The organism is Bacillus sp. M13(2017), assembly GCF_002218325.1.
Taxonomy (GTDB): Bacteria; Bacillota; Bacilli; order Bacillales; family Bacillaceae_G; genus Bacillus_A; species Bacillus_A thuringiensis_K.
Genome location: NZ_KZ268516.1, coordinates 78,581 through 99,040, shown reverse-complemented (window position 1 = coordinate 99,040; position 20,460 = coordinate 78,581). Strand labels below are relative to the sequence as shown.

The window sequence follows — 20,460 nt, the reverse complement described above, 5'->3', positions numbered from 1 at the left end:
AAAACAATGTATTTTGAACATTCGGAAAAATAAAGGTTAATCTTTACAAGGAAAACGTTACCACGTGTTACACAATCTTTCTTTACAATATATAAGGGGTTTCTTGATACACGTAATAATTCAGCCAATTAGAGAATAATAGATTCCCATGGCTCCTCCACCGTACAAGCGGCTTCTCATTTGGATTATTATGCTTAAAATAGTTTTTCGGCACATCAATATTTAACCCTTTTTGGCGGTCCCGGTCGTATTCTTGCTTTAACGTGTCACAACTATATTCACTATGCCCAAGCGCAAACACTTGTCTTCCTCCTTGCCCAATAACAAGGTGAACACCTGCTTCCTCAGAGTTTGCTAACAGTGTTAATTCTGTCACCTCTCTAATATCACTCTCTCGTACTTCTGTATGACGAGAATGCGGGGCAAAAAACAATTCATCAAACCCTTGTAACAGTTTCACATGTTGCTCGCAAACTTCATGTTCAAACACACCGAACATTTTTTCCTTAAGAGGATACTTTGGAACGCCATAATGATAGTACAAACCAGCCTGTGCTCCCCAGCAAATATGAAGCGTAGATGTTACATTCGTTTTTGAATACTCCATAATATGTTTAAGCTCTTCCCAATAATCTACCTCTTCAAAAGCAAGGGTCTCCACTGGCGCTCCTGTAATAATAAGCCCATCAAACTTTTCATTTTCAATATCACGAAACGTTTTATAAAAGCTTGTTAAATGTTCTTGCGTTACATTACGAGATAGATGTGATTCCATATGAAGCAAATGAACATCTAATTGTAACGGTGTGTTTCCAATTAAGCGAAGTAATTGCGCCTCTGTATCTTGCTTCGTTGGCATTAAATTTAATATAGCAATTTTCAAAGCACGTATATCTTGTGTTTCTGCCCGCTCCTTCGTCATTACAAAAATATTTTCTTTTTGCAACACTTTGCGAGCCGGTAAATCTTTATCAATTATGATCGGCATGTGTTTTGCCTCCAACTAGAGCTGCTTCTAAATCTGCAATAATATCAGAAACATCTTCTATACCAACCGATAAACGAATTAAATCAGATGTAACACCAGCTAAACGCTGATCTTCAGCATTTAATTGTCTATGCGTCGTACTAGCAGGATGTATAACGCAAGTTCGTGCATCAGCTACGTGCGTTACGAGAGTTGCTAGTTTTACATTTGCGATAAATTCTTTTGCTGCTTCTAATCCGCCTTTAATACCGAAAGTTAAAACACCACTAGCACCTTTTTTCAAATACTGTTGTGCTAATGAGTAATTTTCATTACTATCTAAGCCCGGATAATTCACCCATTCAATACGTTCATGATTAGCAAGCCAATTAGCAACTGCAAGAGCATTTTCACTATGACGTTCCATTCGTAAATGCAATGTTTCTAAGCCAATATTGCTAATATATGCATTGAATGGGCTCATACAATTTCCATAATCTCTTAATAGCTGAACACGTGCTTTCACAATATACGCTGCTGCACCAAAGTTTTGAACGTAACTTACACCATGATAACTTGGATCTGGTTCAACAAGTTCAGGATACTTCCCATTTGTCCAATCAAAGTTTCCACCGTCAATTACAATACCGCCTAAGGAGCTCGCATGCCCATCGATATATTTAGTCGTAGAATGAACAATAATATTGGCCCCATGTTCAAACGCCTGGCATAAATAAGGAGTTGCTAATGTATTATCAACGATAAAAGGTACCTCTAATTCTTTAGCGGCAGCTGAAAATTCTTTAAAATTTAAAACATTCATCGCTGGATTTCCTAACGATTCTGCATAGATAAGTTTCGTCTTGTCATTAGCAAGCGCCGTAATTTCATCTGCCGTTAAATTTGGATTAAAGAACGTAACATCAATGCCCAGTTTACGCAAACTCACTCCAAATAAATTAAACGTTCCCCCGTAAACCGTTGAAGAACAAAGTAAATGATCCCCACTACTACAAATATTTAAAACGGCGAGCATAATAGCTGCTTGCCCAGAAGCCGTTGCAACAGCTCCTACACCGCCTTCTAAATCTGATAACTTCTGCTCAAATGCGGCTAGAGTAGGGTTTCCAATACGCGTATAAATATATCCTTCTGCCTCTAAGTTAAATAGAGCTGCTAAATCATCCGAAGTATCGTATTTATACGTTGTGCTTTGATAAAGTGGTAAAACACGTGGTTCACCATTCTTTGGCGTATAGCCACCTTGCACACAAATCGTTCCTTTTCCCCATGATTCTCCCATCTCTCATTCTCCTTTCTTTTATACAAAATAAAAAACTGCCCCTTTCCTGAAAACAAGAAAGGAGCAGTTTGAAAACACGCTCTAAAGGCTCTTTCTTATCTCTCAGGATTACTACCTGCAGGATTTGGCACAATTCCGTTATACGGCTGTTGCCAAGGTTTCATCGGGCCTGTCCCTCCACCTTTTCTTGATAAGACTATGCAATTACCGTTGATTTTATAGCAATAATTTCCTAATGTCAAACAGTTTTTCTGAATGTTCTAAAATAAATGTTAACAGTTTCATATAAAGCAACAAAAGAATTATATTCCATACTAACTCGAAAAATACCTTAGAAAAAAATGATTCATGTAAAATAAACCCGAATCATCTATTTTCATTAAACAAACTGTTTTAATAGAGCGTATAATTCTTCAAAATTATGCACTTCATATGTCGGTATAATCCCACTATCATTTAATTTTCTTTCTGGATTAAACCAACAAGTATCAATTCCCGCTACATATCCACCTTTAATATCAGCGCTTAATGAATCTCCAATAATCAGCCCTTCTTCAAGTGCAAAGTTAGGAATCCGTTCAAAAACATAATCAAAATACTCTTTCATCGGCTTTTGAAAACCTGTATCTTCAGAAACAAAAACATCTTTAAACAATGAATGTAACCCTGCATTACGCAAACGTTTATCTTGCGTCTTAGAAACACCATTTGTCACTATATACAATTCATACTCTCCTTGAATTTGATTTATAAATTCAAACGCACCTTGCATGAGTTGATTTCCTTCTTCTAAGTAGTTACGATAATTATTTTCGAATAATATTCCATCTACTTCTTCTCCATACTCTTTAAACAACAGAGAAAATCGTGTATTTACAACTTCATTGCGTGATAGTTCTCCTTTTTCAAAAGCATCCCAAAGACCTTTATTTATTTTTTTATAACGAGCCTCTATCTCGTCTGTTAAAGGGATTCCCTTCTCTTCAAAAAGCACCCGTAAAGCCACTTTTTCAGCCCTTTGGAAATCTAGTAATGTATCATCTACATCAAATAACAATGTTTTATATTTTTTCATAAATTCATCACACTCTCTTTTCTACAAAAACAAATTTACATAAATCGTATCATTCCTTCTTGTAAAGATAATAGGAGATATCTCATACTATACATGGGGGGTGAAAATATGAAAATCAGCAAAAATGAGGAAGAAATTTATCAATACATGCGAATCCATCAATTCCATACCCTATTTTCATTTCATGTCTTGCCATATGTAGAGCTGCATTCTTTTCAAACGAAAGAGATGATATGTAGCGAAGGAAATGCTCTCCCTTATCTCTATTACTTAATTTCCGGGAAAGCAAAAATATATATGAATCACAAAAACGGAAAGGTTTCCTTAATTAACTTTATTCAAGCACCTTCGTTCATTGGGGAATTAGGATTAATTGGCGTAGAATCCGTCACGAAAACAGTGGAAGTAATCGAAGATTGTATATGCTTAGCGCTTCCTCTTAAAGATTGTCAGCATCTTTTGTTACAAGATGCTACCTTTCTACAGAAACTATGCAAATTTATCGGTGAAAAAACAATTACCCGAACGGAAAGTTATGCTAAAAATAATAGTTATCCATTCGAAAACCGTTTAGCGGCTTTTATTCTATTAACAGAACAAAATAACAGTTATACAGAAAAACATACCGAGGCCTCGGAATATTTAAATGTCAGCTACCGTCATCTTCTATATGTATTAAATCAGTTTTGCCAACAAAATTATTTAAGAAAAGAAGGCCGAACATATTATATACAAGATCGAAATACATTAGAAAAACTTGCTGATGAACTAAAAATATAAAAAAACAGCATTAACATGTAAACATTAATGCTGTTTTTTCGAGTGACGATTATAATTTTAATTAAAATTTACTTGCTACTTTAGCTGCTTCTTCAAGACCTGCAGCAATAATTTCTTCTGCTTTATCTGGGAATTGGTTATGTCCTTCAATAATTACTGTTTCCATGTTTGTTGCGCCGAAGAAGCCCATCATACTTGCTACATATTTAACAGCCATTTCTACCTCAGCTGCTGGACCTTCTGAATATACGCCGCCTCGTGCATTTAATAATGCAATCTTCTTATCTCCGATTAGGCCAACTGGACCCTCTGGCGTATATTTGAATGTTTTACCAGCACGGTTTAAATAATCAATATATGTGTGCAATACTGCTGGAATCGTTAAGTTCCATAATGGGAAGCCGAAAACAACTTTATCAGCTTCTAGAAATTGATTTAAATACTTATCAGCAACTTCTACTGCTTTTGCCTCTTCTTCTGTTAAATCAAATCCTTTACCTACCTTGAATGTACCATTGATCATGTCTACGCCTACATATGGTAATTCTTCTTTATATAAATCAAGTTCTACTACTGTATCATTTGGATGTGCTTCTTTATAGTTTGCTAAAAATGCCTCATATAATTTTACACTAACTGCTTGTTCCGCTGGACGGTTATTTGCTTTAACGAATAAAACTGTTGCCATTATTTATTCCTCCTAGTACTCACTCTTATGTGGTTATATGCTTTCAAAAAGGTATCCCCTGTAATTGTTGTCTTGTTGCTTACCAACATATTTTATCTTTATATCAAGACAATTTCTTCCTCACATAGACGTATTTTTCCATAAAAAAAGTCCACCTTCTAAAGGCGAACTAGGTCTTACGACTTTCGTCTTATACAATTCCATTTTTCACTGCATATAATGCCGCTTGCGTACGATCAGATAAATTCAACTTACTCAAAATGCTACTTACATGCGCCTTAACTGTCTTTTCTGTAATAACTAAAACAGATGCAATTTCCTTATTGCTCATCCCTTTCGCTAATAGCTGCAATACTTCATTTTCTCTCGCTGTTAGCACATCCACTATAGAAGGTTCTTCTTCCTTTTCTTCTACAGGTAATGTTTGAGAGAGAAGAGCATTTGCTATATCCGGATGTAATTGAATATTACCTTTATATGCGCTTCGAATAGCCTCAACAAGCTGATCCGGTTCTACATCTTTTAAAATATACCCACTTGCTCCAGCCCTTAATGCAGGTAACACATGCGCCTGATCAGAAAAACTAGTCAATACAATTACTTTCACATTTGGATACTCTTTTTTAATATATGCCGTCGCCTCAACACCATCCATTTCAGGCATATATAAATCCATTAATATAACATCAGGATTTGTTTCTCCTACTTTCACTAACGCTTCTTTCCCATTATTCGCTTCTCCAACTAACTCTAAATCTTCCTGTGTACTTAAGAAAAATGCTAATCCTTTTAAAACAACTGTATGATCATCAACTAACAATACTTTTATTTTCACGAACTTCCCTCATTTTCACATCATAATGGTACGTTTATTTTTACACTTGTTCTTTTCTTATCACTTACAATTTTAATTGTTCCACCAACTAATTCTACTCTTTCGCGCATCGTAGTCATACCTAGTGATTTCTTTTCTTTTATATTCTTTTCCACAAAGCCCTTTCCTTCATCAACTATTTCTAATGATACATTTTTCTCATTCACTGTAAAATAAATCGTCGCTTCTTTTACACCTGCATGCTTACTTACATTGTTCAGTGCTTCTTGGCCTATGCGCCACAAAGCTTCTTCTACTACACGCGGTAAATCACGAACACCCGTAACTTGCTCCCTTATTTTCAGTCCCAAATTTTGACCGTACTTCTTTAGAGCTGGCAATAATCCTTTTTCTAATCCTGCCGGACGAAGCTGCCAAATTAATGTCCTCATTTCTTTCAAAGCTCCTTGCGCAAGTTCACGCATCTCATGCAAAGATTGATCTACCTTTTCATTTTTACCTTTTAAAACTGCCTCGGCGCCTTTTGTCATGAAGGTTAATGAAAATAATTTTTGCGAAACAGAATCATGTAAATCTCTTGCTAGCCGATTTCTTTCTTCCATTCTTACAAGTTCACGACGCTGTTCGTTTAGCCTTAAACTCTCTATTATTAATGAAACATGGTTCGACAGCGCTTGAATTACATCTATTGTATTAGCATCAAACCCTCCATTATTCAAGCTAACACATAAAACACCAAATATATGGTTTTGAATATGTATTGGTGTAGCAATAACAGCTCGATTTAGATGTACATTATGTCCTATTTGATGTTTTATTAGAACTGGTTGATCTTGCTCTAACGCCTTCTTGGCCGCCTCTTTTACATCCTCTTGTAATTCTTCCTGAACGTAAGACGCTCGCAAAGATAATTCTTTTTCCTCCCTAATAAAAAGCGCCACTTGATTCCATTGAAATACTTCACCTACGTGATTTACCACCTTTTCAGGTAATACATTAAACTTATGAATCGTTTTTAAATCTTGAATGAAACGCTCTAATTTCACATAATAATGTGCTCTTCTTTTTTCATTTTCATATAATTTTGTTCGCTTTAAAGCCGTACCAATTTGGAAAGCAACCGATTGGAGTAATACTAATTCTTCTTCCGAAAAATGTGTTTTACCCGGACTTGCAACATTTAACAACCCAAATTTTTCTCCTCCAGCTTTTAAAGGAACAGTAGCATGATGCAGAATGCCCTCCGTATCTCCCCAATTATATTCAATTGCATTATTAATTCTTTTACATTCAATAATATTAACGGCTCTTTCTAATTTCCCATCTACAAAACCTCGTAAACACCAACACTCACCTTCGCACATCGGGCGTTTATTTTCATATGTAAGTGCCTCTGGTAATTGGTAATCAATCAACTTCGTATACTTCCCATTTTCATCCGCAAGAAAAATCCATCCTGTCGTTAAGCCTGTTACACTTAGTAATTTCTCTAGGACAGCTTGCAATACATGATATGTATCATTTGATGTATTTAATGTTTCTGCAATTTCCTTTAATATAACTAATTCATTTGTACGATTATCTCGAAACATACTCAGTCTCCTGCATACAAGATTTTAAATAGCTCTTAAAATAAATCATCTACTTTTCACTTTGTACTTATTCGTAACATTGATATAATGGTGAGAACATAGTTTTCATTATATCACTCGAGGGGGCTTTCATAATGACATTAAATAAAACACTTACTATCGCTGGTTCTGACACAAGTGGCGGTGCTGGTATACAAGCAGATTTAAAAACATTCCAAGAACTGGGCGTATACGGAATGACATCTCTTACAACAATCGTAACGATGGATCCACATAACGGTTGGGCACATAACGTATTTCCAATCCCAGCTTCTACATTAAAACCACAATTAGAAACAACAATTGAAGGTGTTGGCGTAGACGCTTTAAAAACAGGTATGCTTGGATCAGTAGAAATTATTGAAATGGTTGCAGAAACAATCGAAAAGCACAATTTCAAAAATGTAGTAGTTGACCCTGTTATGGTATGTAAAGGTGCAGATGAAGCATTACACCCTGAAACGAACGATTGCTTACGTGACGTTCTTGTACCAAAGGCATTAGTTGTAACGCCAAACTTATTTGAAGCTTACCAATTAAGCGGTGTGAAAATTAATTCTCTTGAGGACATGAAAGAAGCAGCGAAGAAAATCCACGCTTTAGGTGCCAAATACGTACTAATTAAAGGTGGAAGCAAACTTGGTACGGAAACTGCAATCGACGTCCTATATGATGGAGAAACATTCGATCTTTTAGAATCAGAAAAAATTGATACTACAAATACACACGGCGCAGGTTGCACATATTCTGCTGCAATTACAGCAGAACTTGCAAAAGGAAAACCTGTGAAAGAAGCAGTAAAAACTGCTAAAGAATTCATCACAGCTGCTATTCGTTACTCATTCAAAATTAACGAATACGTAGGTCCAACTCACCATGGTGCATATCGTAAATTCGTTGTATCAAAAGAACTTGTCTAATATATAAATAAAAAACACTCACAAAGTTCATACATTGCCTCTGTGAGTGTTTTTTATAAGCTTTATGTCTTCTGGTCATCTTATCTTTAAGATGCAGAGCTGACCTTATTTCTACCATTTCGTTTCGAGTAGTATAACGCATCATCCGCCGCTTGAATAAATTGCTCCGGTGATTCTTCATATTCTGAAACTCCTACCGAAACCGTAATTTTTATTTTCTTTCCATCTAACAATTGAAATGGGTGATTTTCAACAGCTGTACGAATTTGCTCGCCCACACGAACTCCGTAAGCTAATCCCATATTTGGTATCAAAAGCGCAAACTCCTCTCCACCCTTTCGAAAAGCCAAATCCGGAAATTGTGAAGTTTCTCGTAAAATACATCCTACTTGTTTTAACACTTCGTCCCCTGCAGGATGCCCATACATATCATTTACATACTTAAAGTGATCAATATCTATAAGCAATAAACAAAATGGATCATTTTTCATGTTCTTATTACTAATATGACGATTCATCTCTAAATCAAACTGCCTTACGTTTCCTAGTCTTGTCAATGCATCTATCGTCGCGTATTGCTTCATCGTTTGAAATAACTCGTTAGATTGTAAAACATAGTTTGCACTTATGAATGTTATGTAACCTGTAGTAATACTAGAAATGAAATATAATCCTACTACTTGAATGTCTTTAATTAACCATATATATAGCGCTGGGATTAGAATAGATAAAATATATGTGTGTAACCATACCCACTTTTCCCCTAAGGAAAGCCTCATACGCGAAAGAAAGATGCTACCTATTCCTATCGCAATGATTGTATAAAAAGCCACTTGAGAAGCTAATGAATAATCCATAAATAATAGCCTAATTACTAAAATCATACCTACAGTTATAGTACTTGCTATTGGTCCTCCAATTATAACGGCTAAAATGACAGCTAAGTAGCGCAAATCTAATAGGATAGTACCAACATGAACACCGAAATACATTAGCAATATACCTAATATTCCAGTAAAAATACCGACTACACATTTCTGCCAAAAAGAGAATCCTTCTTTTAACGGCTTATCCCTTAAAAGCTGTCCTCCAATAAAAATAAAGGAAAGAATAATTGTTGTATTTACAAATAAGTCCCTTAACATAAAATAATCTCCCTACTTTTCCATCTATCCCCTTCCTCACTTTATTGTATACGAAATACCTTTAATTCCCAAAGTTTTTGTTTATTTTTTGCTGTTCCACGTGAAACAGCAAAAAATAAAAAGGGCGAAAACTCGCCCTTTTTTCATTAACAACAGCGTGATATTTTTCCACCCTTTGCGTTAAATCTTGCTTCTTGTGCCTCAGCAAAAAACTGCTTTTGACATAAAACCTCTTCTTCAGGATGATGTTGTTTCATATGCTCTACGTATACTTCATAACTTGGTACCCCAACGAGCAAACTAATAAAGCGTTTTCTTTCACTCCATACTTGCCACAACTTTTTAAGCATAGTTCCTCGACTCACTTTCATCTCTAGGAATATATGGTGCCTCTTTTAACGGCATTGGCTTATTTCTTAATACTTGGATCCAAATTCGAAGTGCTGAAATTAACACAGCAATTACAACTATCATAAAAATTCCGCAAAGCGCTGCATCGATATAATCATTGAAAATAATTTGCTTCATTTGAGCGACATTTTTAGCTGGCGCTAACACTTTCCCCTCATATAATGCTCCCTGAAATACCTTTGCATGCGATAGAAATCCAATTTTAGGATTTTCATGAAATAGCTTTTGATACCCCGCCGTCATCGTTACAATCAGCAACCCGACAGTTGGAATAAGTGTTACCCAAACGTACGCCTTTTTTCCCATTTTGAACAAAATTGTCGTTCCAAGTAATAATGCAATACCTGCTAGCATTTGATTTGCAATACCGAAAAGTGGCCATAATGTATTAATTCCACCGAGCGGATCTATTACCCCTTGGTATAAAAAATATCCCCACCCTAATACACATAATGTTGTAGCGATTACATTCGCTAATGTAGAATCCGTTTTCCCAAATGGCTTATATACATGCCCTAAAATATCTTGAATCATAAATCGGCCGACACGCGTTCCGGCATCAATTGTTGTTAAAATGAATAGAGCTTCAAAGAGAATCGCAAAATGATACCAAAATGCCATCATGGCCGTTCCACCTATTACTTGTGAGAAAATATATGCCATACCTATCGCTAATGTTGGCGCACCACCTGTACGTGATAAAATCGTTTGCTCTCCAACATTTACAGCGAGATCTTTTAGTTCATTTGGTGTAATAGCAAATCCCCATGAGGAAATAACTTGAGCTGCCTGCGAGACATCTGTACCGATAAGTGCTGCGGGACTATTAATTGCAAAATACGTTCCCGGTGTTAATACACAAGCTGCAATCATCGCCATCGCTGCTACAAACGACTCCATTAACATTGCTCCATAACCGATTGGCTGTGCGTGTCCCTCTTGCTCAATCATCTTCGGCGTCGTACCTGATGAAACAAGAGCATGGAATCCAGACACTGCACCACAAGCAATAGTAATAAATAAGAACGGGAATAAGTTTCCAGAGAACACAGGACCAGTTCCATCAATAAATTTTGAAACTGCTGGCATTTGTAAATCTGGTGCTACAATTAAAATACCGATTGCTAAACCTACAATTGTTCCGACTTTTAAAAATGTACTTAAATAATCACGTGGTGCTAATAACATCCAAACTGGTAATGCAGATGCAATAAATCCATATACAATAAGCATAATAGCAATTGTTTCACCACTAAATGTGAACATACTTGCAAGTGTTGGATTTTCTGCTACATACTGTCCTCCAACAAGAGATAAAATAAGTAGGATAATACCAATTACTGATCCTTCTCCAACACGACCAGGCCTAATATACCGCATATAAACTCCCATTAAAATAGCGATAGGAATCGTTGCTGCTATCGTAAACATTCCCCAAGGACTTCCGATTAGTGCCTTTACTACGACTAACGCTAATACTGCTAATAAAATAATCATAATTCCTAAAATACCTATCATTGCAATTAGTCCTGTAACAGGTCCAATCTCATCTTTAATCATTTCTCCTAACGATTTACCATTACGTCTCATCGAAGCAAATAAAATGACAAAATCTTGGACAGCTCCCGCAACAACTACCCCAACAATAATCCAAATGGTCCCTGGTAAATATCCCATTTGTGCTGCTAAAATCGGTCCCACTAAAGGTCCCGCCCCAGCAATCGCTGCAAAGTGATGTCCAAACAATACCCACTTATTTGTTGGAACATAGTCTTTCCCATCGTTTAATGTATGGGCTGGTGTTTGCCGATTATCATCTAAATTAAAAACCTTTCTCGCTATAAATCTACTATAAAAGCGATAAGCAACTGCATATACACATACGGCAGCTACTAAGAGCCATACAGCATTAATGGTTTCACCTTGTGATAAAGCTATTACCCCAAAAGCACCTGCTCCTACTGCTGTAATAACACCCCAAAGTAAGATTGATTTCAATGTCTTCACATACAATTCCCCCAATACTATTTCTTAGTGGAGATTGTACTAAATTTTCTGAATATTTAACTTGAATCCTCCCTATCATGAAGGATTTTCAGTTTATCATGTTAAAATACTCTCATTACCTACTATAATTCAATGTTATTTCGAAGGCGTTTTACATAATTACGACTGACTGGAATCGGTTGCTCATCATACCTATCTAAATACAAATTATACGTTCCATTGTAATAAGGTTTCAGTTCTTTTACATATGACATATTAATTAAATAGCTTTTATGCACACGTAAAAAATCATATACATTTAGCTTATTTTCTAATTCCTGAAGTGTATATGTTGAAATATACTGATTATTCGTTGTGTAAATTGAAACAGTTTTATTTTCTTTATTTTTACTTACATATACGATATCTTCTGGAAGAATGTATCGTATACCCTCTTGACTTTCTATCGGTAGTTTACGCAAATAACTCTTTGCTTTCTCACCTTGTTCTTTACCTATTTTATATAAAAGAAATTGTAAATCTTCTTCACGAAATGGTCGTAATAAATAATAAAATGCTTGGAAACGAAAAGCTGTAATAGATTCTTCTATGTTTTCACCTACAAAAATAAATTTTGTATAGCAATTTATTTCTCGTAATAAACTTGCATATTCAAAACCAGTACCATCTAGTAATTTGGAACTTAAAAAAACAAAGTCTGGTATATGTTTTTTCATCATAAATAAAGATTCTGTTCCTGTCTTTGCTTCAAAACATTCTACATTTCTCATATTTTCAGTGAAATTTTCAGCTAACTCTCTTCTCTCTTCTGCCTCTTCCATGATCAGTAAAATTTTCATTTCTTCAACCACCTAATTCTTTGTCCATATGCCCTGCTGTATACATTCGCTTTTATAAGAAATAATCCCTTTTTCTTACTATACCATTATTTATCTAAAAAAACAGAAAAAAGGAAACCACTTCGGTTTCCTCTCTCCCTTTATCCTACACTAACTACCTATAAAGAGCTGAGTATTGTAGGGTAATAAATGATCAGGGATACGTTTAAAATTTCACTTTATACTAATTCTCTTTGCTTCGTTTCCTGACCAAGTATTATTACAGCAAATACCCCAATTAAAATTGATCCACAGAAAATCGTAAATATTAATGATAGTGAAGCTTCTGAGGCAACTAAATACCCCACTAATAATGGTCCAAGAATACCACCAATACGACCAAATGCTGCTGCCATTCCTGCACCTGTACCACGAATAACCGTTGGATACTGCTCAGGTGTATAGGCATATAATGCTCCCCAAGCACCTAAATTAAAGAAGGATAGTAACATACCTGCAACGATTAATACTGTTAATGAATCCGCAACCCCAAACAAATAGGCACTGCAAGCTGTCCCGATTAAATACGTAACCAAAACAAATTTACGACCGAGACGTTCAATAAACCAAGCAGCGGTGAAATATCCTGGAAGTTGAGCTAATGTCATAATAAGTACATATTGGAAACTTTTTATTAAACTAAATCCTTTTAGCACCATTACACTCGGTAACCAAAGGAACATTCCATAATAGGAAAAGACAACACAAAACCATAGAATCCATAGCATAATTGTTGCTTTACGATATTCCCCAGACCAAACTGATTTTATATTTTCAATAACAGATGGCCTTTTTTCAACTTTTTGGAACCTTGGGGAATCCGGTAAATTCCATCTTAAATATAAAGCATATAGTGCTGGAACTGCACTCAATACCATCGCAACTTCCCAACCATATTTAGGAATAACAAAATACGAGATAAGAGCTGCAATTAGCCATCCACCTGCCCAAAAACTTTCTAATAACACAACAATTTTCCCACGTTCATGCGCTTCAACACTCTCTGATACTAGTGTAGAGGCAACCGGAAGCTCTCCGCCAAGCCCCATGCCAATTAAAAAGCGTAAAACGAGAAACATCGCGAGTGTCGTTGTTAATGCAGTTAAACCACTACCGATAGAAAATAATAATAATGTAATAATAAAGACTGATTTTCGTCCTATTTTATCTGATAGTATTCCAAAAATAAGCGCTCCTACTGCCATACCGATTGAGTTAATACTGCCTATCCAGCCCATTTCCTGGCTCGTTAATCCCCAATCCTTTTGCAAGGCTACCATTACAAATGAAAGCATTCCAACATCCATTGCATCAAATAGCCATCCAAGCCCAGCTATCCCAAGTAGTTTGCGCTTCGAAATTTCTTTTACCTTGCCCACTAGAAGTCCTCCTTACACAGGTGTCTTTACACATCATTTTACATGTGTGAATTGTATAAGTAAAATACTTTTGTGTAAAAAATTCTCCTTCATCATTCCCAAAAAGTAAAACGTCTATCCTGATTGGTGCGGGCTAATAATCAGTGGGGATGCCTCACTGATTAAAGTTTCAATTTATTAAAAATGAACAAATAAAAAAAGCAGCGATATTTCGCTACTTTTTCGAACGCATTACTTCTTTTAAAAATTCCGCTAATACTAACTGACGACGCCAGCGTGTTGGATTACTGCATAATCTATAAAACCACTCTAAATGAATCGCTTGAATCCATTTTGGTGCACGTTTTACCTCTCCAGCCCATACGTCTAAACTTCCACCCACTCCAACAGCCATTTTCGTTTCTAAACGATGCTTATTGTTTTGGATAAAGTTTTCTTGTCTCGGGAAACCAAGTGCAACAAGTAATAAATCTGGTTTTGCTTCTTGAATGCGAGAAATAATATCCTCTTCGTCTTCTTGTTTAAAATAACCATCTTGTATACCAGCAATGGATACAGCTGAATATGTCTTTGTTAAATGCTCTGCTGCAGCTTGCACAACATGCGGCTTTGCACCTAATAAGAAAACAGATACCGGTTTGCTATCTTCTGATAACTTCGCCAGTAAATTACACATTAAATCAAAACCTGCTACACGTTCTTTTAAAGGTGTACCAAGCATACCGCTTGCTTTTACAACACCAATACCATCAGGTGTAATTAAATCTGTATTCAATAATGTTTGATAGAACTTTTCATCCTTTTTTGCACACATAACAATTTCAGGGTTTGCTGTTACTACCTGAAACGTATGAGTTCGCTCCGATTCTAGTTGTTCTTTTAAATATTGGACCGTTTCATCCATTGTCATTGTAGAAAAAGGAACGCCTAGAATATCAACTGTTTGTACTGCCATAGTTAACTATCCTCTCTATCATTACAAGTTTTTTGCTATTAATTGCTTATATGTTTCCTTTGTATCTTCATATAGTTTTTGAAGTGAGAAGTTCATAGTAGCATGCTCATAAATATGTTTACCCATTGCTGCTAACTCTCCAGTTTTCCACTTATCATACGCTTCTTCTAAAGCTAATGCCAATGCCTTTCCATCACCTGTCGGTACAATCCATCCGTAAGTTTCATCTACGATTAAGGGTTCAATTTCTCCAGCCCTAGTCACAATTGATGGTACGCGTTGATTTGCCGCTTCTAATAAAACTAGTGGGAACCCTTCACTATGGGAAGTTAATAAATTTACATGTGACGACGCAAATAATTGTTTTACATCTTGACGATGTCCTAAAAACTCTACTTTATCGTTAATCCCTTTTTCAGTAGCTAATGACTTTAGATTTTCTTCTAATGGGCCATCACCAACTAATAATACTTTAATTTTCTCTAATTTTGTTTGTTGTAACGCATCAAATAAAACTTCATGTCCTTTGACAGGATGTAATCGTGCTACTTGGATTGCCGTAAATACATCTTCATCAATATTGAATATTTCTTTTTTATTATAGCCTTCTGCTTTTTCCTTATCGTATTCAATTCCATTATAAATAACATGCATCTTTTCATTTGAAATACCTAATGCTGCCAGGCTTTTTTTCAATCTATTTGTTACAACGAAAAATAAGTCTATATTTTTTAAGGCTTTCAAATTTAATTTCGTAAAAATCCAACCTTTTAAGCCCTGTTTAGTAAAGTCTTGAAATGGATCACTATGAATAGTCGTTACCCATTTTGCCTTTATTCTCTTTTTCATTAAAGAAACATAGAAATTAGCCCTAGGGCCATGCGTATGAACTACATCAAATTTTTCTTTATTAATAAATTTACTTATATTCTTTAAAATGGATAAATCATAGCGCGATTTTTGTGAAAACACATGGACTTTTATCCCTAACTCCCTTGCTTCCTTCGCAACAATTCCATCTTCAAATACTGCTAATTCTACTTCACCAGTTGGAAACTGATCGAGAAGTGAAATAATATGTGTTTTCCCTCCCCCATCTTCTGCTCCTGCATTCATATGCAATATTCTCATATTTTTTCCTCCTTTAAATCCTCGCTACGTTTCCATCTATTTTTATTTTACTGTACTAAAAAATAAAAGCTAACAAAAGTTAGCTTTTATTTTTATCATTCAATTTCTAGGTCTACTATTAGATAAGCTAACACCACTACAAAGTAAATCCCAACTCCTGGTGCTGTTAAAATATGTCCTGCAATATAAGCAATACCTAACGCTAACAATAAGCTTGCTGAAATCATTCCATATTTTATATTAAATATGTCCTTAAATCTCGTAGCAAATGCTAGTAGAATTCTTAGCCCGTAATAAATAAATGGAATCATTAGTAATACAAAGCCAATAATCCCGAAATCATAAAACCAATCATGGAAGTCCATTTCAATTAGTTTTGGATCTGGCTGCTTTTGTTCATTGTATTTAAAGTTACCTGCATAACCCATGCCTAATAACTTTTGTGACACTGGTGCTTCTTTAAAGAACTGCTTATGTCTTTCTTCATATACTTGACGTCCACTGAAAATAAGATTTTCTTGATTTTCTTTCTTTTGCTCTTTCTCAAGCTCTTTCTTAACTTCCTCTTCTATCTTCGCCTTTTCTTCTGGCTTTTCAACTTTATGATGATTTTCTTCTTTTGCTTTAAGTTCTTGCTCTTTTTTCAGCTTCTCTTTAATTTCTTTTTCTTTTTGACCTTGCTGTGCCACATTTTGCTCTGATAAATAATTATTGTGAATACCCATATTTTGTGCTAATGGCGTTTGTTTAAACGTTCCAACTACACCAGCTAATAGGACAATAGCAATTACTGCATTAAGCGCAAGGGATTTTTTGTTCGGATTTTTTCTATCAAATAATAATTGTAGTAAAATAATCCCGATTGCTGCCGCTAACGTAGCACCAATTGAGCCCATCCCTACTTTTGTACCAACTTGAATTAGCGAATAAATCATTAAAAGTGATGGAATCCAATATAAAATGTGTTTCCAGCTCTTTGTTTTTTGAATAGAATATAGTACTACAATAGGGAAAATAATAGCTAAGATTGAACCTAGTTCATTCCCTGCATAGAACCAACCTCGAGAACCCACTTTCATCCATTCATAACTACCAAAGTCAGTAGATGTTGAAATAGAAATAACCATAATTGCGTTAATGATTAATGTAGAATATACAATACTATTTCGAACCTTATCACTAATATTAACTGTCTTTTTCAATGATTTTAAAGCTAAAATGTATGATCCCAGCATGATATATATATATAATGCTTTCGCAACGAATTTAACTTCTTCACTAAGTACAATAGGATCCTTAACTAATTTGTTATTAATAAATCCTACTCCTAAAACTCCGGCTAATAATATAAGATAAATTAAAAACTTTCTATTTTCCTTCTCTTTTGCCTGAATTAAAATGTAAATGCCACCAACAGCCATAATAAGGAATCTTACTAAAATTCCAACGGTAGCATTTGACTTTAATAAAGTGATGCTAAGAGACGTTAATAAATCTAAAACAGGCTGTAAAATAATAAAAAAGAGCAAAAAATGCTCAAATCTAACCCTAGCTTGATTTGCTAACATTCCAAGACCTCCATACAAAATCTTAACATTATCTTTTAATCATAATTTATTATCGTTAAAACACACCTAGCAATTATAACATAACTCATATTCAAATCGAGAACTATTTTTCCAGCTAAAACTAGCCAGGACAAGTATTAATCAATAATAGAAATTACTGTCCTTTAGCTATAATCCCCTATTTTTACAAAAGCTATCTAACAACCATCCCCTTATTTTTGTCAGTATATACATATTTATTTATCAATTTATACAAGCATAAATAAAGTGCCTATCACTGTAATATTTCACCAAATAGGTAACATCAAAAAATGTAAAGTTAATCTTTTCATACCTTTTTCAAAATACTTTATGTCTATTTTCCAAACATTTTCAAACGCTTTCTTTATGTATTTTATCCGTTTTTCTACATGTAGCGAAAAGTAATTGTTATTTCCAATACTTTAGTGTATATTTTTTCTCTGGAACATCTTTAAGAGGAAGGGATTAAGGCCATGTTATTAATCGATATATTTACGTTTCTTGGCATTATCGCCGCTGCCATTTCTGGTACATTAGTTGGTTTAAAAAAAGATTTAGATTTATTTGGTGTCCTTTGTTTAGCTGTAGCTACTGCGCTCGGCGGCGGTATTATTCGTGATATCATGATTGGTAACCTGCCCCCTGTCGCATTTGTAAAACCCATTTACTTTTTCGTAAGTGTATTATCAGCATTATTTACTTGTATGTTTTTTGAGCGTATCAATAAACTTCAAGTCGTTATTATGCTTTCTGATGCTGTTGGCTTAGGCGTTTTTACAGCTATTGGTGCAAATGCGGCAATGTCACATCATGTTGACGCCTCATTTCTAGTTGTTTCAATGGGAGTCATTACAGGTATTGGAGGCGGTATTTTGCGTGACATTTGCGCTCAAGATATCCCTTACGTATTCCGAAAAGAGATTTACGCAATCGCTTCTATCTTAGGAGCAATTAGCTTCCTAATCACACACGCTATGGGGGCGCACGTATTAGCTTTTTATGTTTGTTTATTAGTAACATTTGTTATTCGTGTCGTCACTGTAATATATAATGTGCATTTCCCTGTTTTCTTTAAAACACATGCTAAAATTAATAAAGGCCATTAAGAGAATTCTATCTAGAATTCTCTTAATTTATATACTATTCAACGAACTAATATAGAGTAATTGTATATAAGCATATATAATTACTCTATATTAGTTTTAAAATTGAAAACGCTTTATATACAGGGGAGGAAGAATGATGCTTGGGGTTTTCAAAAAAAGTATTAATAAAACAAATGCCAGTATAATCGAATTAAGTAAGGACCAACAAATAACTTTTAATGTCCCTACTAATTCTGAATTGAAAATTCAAATGGATATGCTACATATTTCAAAAGAAGATTTACAAGTTGTAAAAGTACTACAGCCTTTTATTTATGCAGAAATTGATTGGATTACTGAAAAATTCTATGCCAACATTACAAAACAACCTAATTTAATTACTATTATTGAACGTTACAGCTCTATTCCAAAACTAAAACAAACTTTAAAAACACATATTAAAGAATTATTCAGCGGCAATATGCATGAAGATTTTATTGAACAACGTGTTAGGATCGCCAAAAGACATGTACAAATTGGTTTACATCGAAAATGGTATACTGCTGCTTATCAAGAATTATTCCGCTCTATCATGAAGATTTTGCAAACAAAAATAACGACAATCGATGATTTTTCCTATTCTATAAATGTCATAAATAAATTATTCACTCTTGAACAAGAACTTGTTCTTGCAGCTTATGAATCTGAATATGAAAGAATGCAAAAAGAGCATGAAAAAGAAAAAGAACTAACTGCTATGACAATTACGCATATCGCAACAGAACTAGCTGCTGTATCTGAAAAAACAAGCTCTTCTATTCAAAAACTAACCGCCAAATCTGAAACTATTGTAGAGATCGCTAAAACAGGTACATCATTAGCTACAACATCTGAAGAAAAAGCGAATAAAGGGAAAGAACAATTAAACCAGCAGAATAAACGAATGGGATCTATTCAAATGAATATGGAAACGATTATTACAGATACTCATGAACTTCTTAATATTTCTAACAAAATTAATGAAATCATAGATATTGTTAAATCAATTGCGGAGCAAACAAATTTACTCGCACTAAACGCTGCTATCGAGTCTGCACGTGCTGGAGAATTTGGGAAGGGGTTTTCTGTTGTTGCTGGTGAAATCCGAAAATTATCAGAGCAAACGAAAGAATCTATATTTAACGTTACAAAGCTCGTCGAAAAAACAAATGAACAAATTACCCGTGTCTCGTCTTCCGTGAAACAAATTAGCTCTCTCGTATCGGAAGGAACGGATAGTATGTCGGCAACAGATCGATACTTCCAAGAAATCGTACAAGATATGTCTAACTCAAAAGAACAGAATAAGAAAATTGAACACGAACTACAAGCTATTTCACAAGTAATGAAAGGAATTCAAGATGACTCCTCACAAATGGCTCTAACAGCCGATAATTTGCAACTAGAACTAAATCGATAAGATAAAGTAAAACTTTAATCAGTGGGAGTTTTGTTCATTCCCCACTGATTATTAGCCCTCACCAATCAGGCTTTTACGAGCAGCAGGGTTCCCACCTAATTTCTTTGCTTTCGCTGAATTTTGAGATGGGGGTCTTACTGCCTAGAAAATAGCGGGATAAAATTCAGGTCAGGCATACTTTTCATCTACACTGACTACTAAATTTCATCTCCCATCAAAAAA

Annotated in this window: 18 protein-coding genes, 1 pseudogene and 1 riboswitch; of the genes and pseudogenes, 5 read left to right on the top strand and 14 right to left on the bottom strand. The window is 34.9% G+C overall.

Features of this window, described 5'->3' with window-relative positions:
• Positions 1–82: 82 nt before the first annotated feature.
• From metA to CGQ22_RS26875, 3 genes are all read right to left on the bottom strand, one after another.
• Positions 83–988 (bottom strand): homoserine O-acetyltransferase MetA, encoded by a 906-nt coding sequence (metA, locus tag CGQ22_RS26885; protein WP_001121539.1) that lies wholly within the window; start codon positions 986–988, stop codon positions 83–85.
• Entirely contained in the window at positions 972–2,270 is a 1,299-nt protein-coding gene (locus CGQ22_RS26880; RefSeq protein WP_000504782.1) for a bifunctional O-acetylhomoserine aminocarboxypropyltransferase/cysteine synthase, read from the bottom strand. Before CGQ22_RS26880 ends, metA begins: the two co-directional genes overlap by 17 nt.
• A gap of 92 nt (positions 2,271–2,362) precedes the next feature.
• Positions 2,363–2,467: riboswitch (SAM riboswitch) on the bottom strand.
• 182 nt (positions 2,468–2,649) lie between these two features.
• Entirely contained in the window at positions 2,650–3,345 is a 696-nt protein-coding gene (locus CGQ22_RS26875) for a YjjG family noncanonical pyrimidine nucleotidase (RefSeq protein ID WP_089149582.1), read from the bottom strand.
• Between the two features lie 108 nt (positions 3,346–3,453).
• Here CGQ22_RS26875 and CGQ22_RS26870 point away from each other — a divergent pair, with 108 nt between their 5' ends.
• Positions 3,454–4,125, top strand: a complete 672-nt coding sequence (locus tag CGQ22_RS26870; protein WP_089149588.1) for a transcriptional regulator YeiL — start codon at positions 3,454–3,456, stop codon at positions 4,123–4,125.
• Between the two features lie 61 nt (positions 4,126–4,186).
• Here CGQ22_RS26870 and CGQ22_RS26865 read toward each other — a convergent pair whose 3' ends face one another.
• The 3 genes from CGQ22_RS26865 to CGQ22_RS26855 all read right to left on the bottom strand — a co-directional run bounded on the left by CGQ22_RS26865 (position 4,187) and on the right by CGQ22_RS26855 (position 7,240).
• On the bottom strand, positions 4,187–4,813 hold the full coding sequence (locus tag CGQ22_RS26865; protein ID WP_000246736.1) for an FMN-dependent NADH-azoreductase: 627 nt from the start codon (positions 4,811–4,813) through the stop codon (positions 4,187–4,189).
• A 190-nt stretch (positions 4,814–5,003) separates the two neighbouring features.
• The gene (locus CGQ22_RS26860) at positions 5,004–5,648 is read right to left on the bottom strand and encodes a response regulator (protein ID WP_000695800.1); all 645 of its coding nucleotides are present in this window, start codon (positions 5,646–5,648) and stop codon (positions 5,004–5,006) included.
• A gap of 20 nt (positions 5,649–5,668) precedes the next feature.
• Positions 5,669–7,240, bottom strand: coding sequence for a GAF domain-containing sensor histidine kinase (locus CGQ22_RS26855; RefSeq protein WP_089149581.1), 1,572 nt, complete (start codon positions 7,238–7,240; stop codon positions 5,669–5,671).
• Positions 7,241–7,374: 134 nt separating this feature from the next.
• On the opposite strand from CGQ22_RS26855, the gene pdxK reads away from it, so the two are divergent.
• Positions 7,375–8,199, top strand: a complete 825-nt coding sequence (gene pdxK, locus CGQ22_RS26850) for a pyridoxine/pyridoxal/pyridoxamine kinase (protein WP_089149580.1) — start codon at positions 7,375–7,377, stop codon at positions 8,197–8,199.
• Between the two features lie 86 nt (positions 8,200–8,285).
• On the opposite strand, the gene CGQ22_RS26845 is transcribed toward pdxK, so the two are convergent.
• The 8 genes from CGQ22_RS26845 to CGQ22_RS26805 form a co-directional block, all read right to left on the bottom strand.
• The gene (locus CGQ22_RS26845; RefSeq protein WP_000942903.1) at positions 8,286–9,344 is read right to left on the bottom strand and encodes a GGDEF domain-containing protein; all 1,059 of its coding nucleotides are present in this window, start codon (positions 9,342–9,344) and stop codon (positions 8,286–8,288) included.
• Between the two features lie 146 nt (positions 9,345–9,490).
• Positions 9,491–9,694, bottom strand: coding sequence for a YbdD/YjiX family protein (locus tag CGQ22_RS26840; protein WP_000914506.1), 204 nt, complete (start codon positions 9,692–9,694; stop codon positions 9,491–9,493).
• Positions 9,687–11,762 carry a carbon starvation protein CstA gene (gene cstA, locus CGQ22_RS26835; protein WP_089149579.1) on the bottom strand — a complete coding sequence of 692 codons (2,076 nt, stop codon included), beginning with the start codon at positions 11,760–11,762 and terminating at the stop codon, positions 9,687–9,689. Before cstA ends, CGQ22_RS26840 begins: the two co-directional genes overlap by 8 nt.
• A 122-nt stretch (positions 11,763–11,884) precedes the next feature.
• Positions 11,885–12,601: a LytR/AlgR family response regulator transcription factor gene (locus tag CGQ22_RS26830; RefSeq protein WP_000698257.1), complete on the bottom strand. Its 717-nt coding sequence runs from the start codon at positions 12,599–12,601 to the stop codon at positions 11,885–11,887.
• Positions 12,602–12,819: 218 nt separating this feature from the next.
• Positions 12,820–14,019, bottom strand: a complete 1,200-nt coding sequence (locus CGQ22_RS26825) for an MFS transporter (protein ID WP_000521103.1) — start codon at positions 14,017–14,019, stop codon at positions 12,820–12,822.
• 214 nt (positions 14,020–14,233) lie between these two features.
• On the bottom strand, positions 14,234–14,974 hold the full coding sequence (locus CGQ22_RS26815) for a WecB/TagA/CpsF family glycosyltransferase (RefSeq protein WP_089149578.1): 741 nt from the start codon (positions 14,972–14,974) through the stop codon (positions 14,234–14,236).
• Positions 14,975–14,995: 21 nt separating this feature from the next.
• The gene (locus CGQ22_RS26810; RefSeq protein WP_089149577.1) at positions 14,996–16,105 is read right to left on the bottom strand and encodes a glycosyltransferase family 4 protein; all 1,110 of its coding nucleotides are present in this window, start codon (positions 16,103–16,105) and stop codon (positions 14,996–14,998) included.
• 95 nt (positions 16,106–16,200) lie between these two features.
• Positions 16,201–17,673 (bottom strand): O-antigen ligase family protein, encoded by a 1,473-nt coding sequence (locus tag CGQ22_RS26805; protein ID WP_000880762.1) that lies wholly within the window; start codon positions 17,671–17,673, stop codon positions 16,201–16,203.
• Between the two features lie 494 nt (positions 17,674–18,167).
• Between CGQ22_RS26805 and CGQ22_RS26800 the strand changes: the two genes are divergently transcribed.
• The 3 genes and pseudogenes from CGQ22_RS26800 (at position 18,168) to CGQ22_RS33045 (ending at position 20,238) form a co-directional block, all read left to right on the top strand.
• A complete protein-coding gene (locus CGQ22_RS26800; protein WP_000924371.1) occupies positions 18,168–18,800 on the top strand; it encodes a trimeric intracellular cation channel family protein in 633 nt (210 codons plus the stop codon).
• Between the two features lie 133 nt (positions 18,801–18,933).
• A pseudogene (locus CGQ22_RS33050) lies at positions 18,934–19,434 on the top strand (protoglobin family protein); the annotation flags it as partial.
• A gap of 63 nt (positions 19,435–19,497) precedes the next feature.
• Complete coding sequence (locus tag CGQ22_RS33045) at positions 19,498–20,238, top strand: methyl-accepting chemotaxis protein (RefSeq protein WP_374266969.1); 741 nt, start codon at positions 19,498–19,500, stop codon at positions 20,236–20,238.
• Positions 20,239–20,460 lie beyond the last annotated feature (222 nt).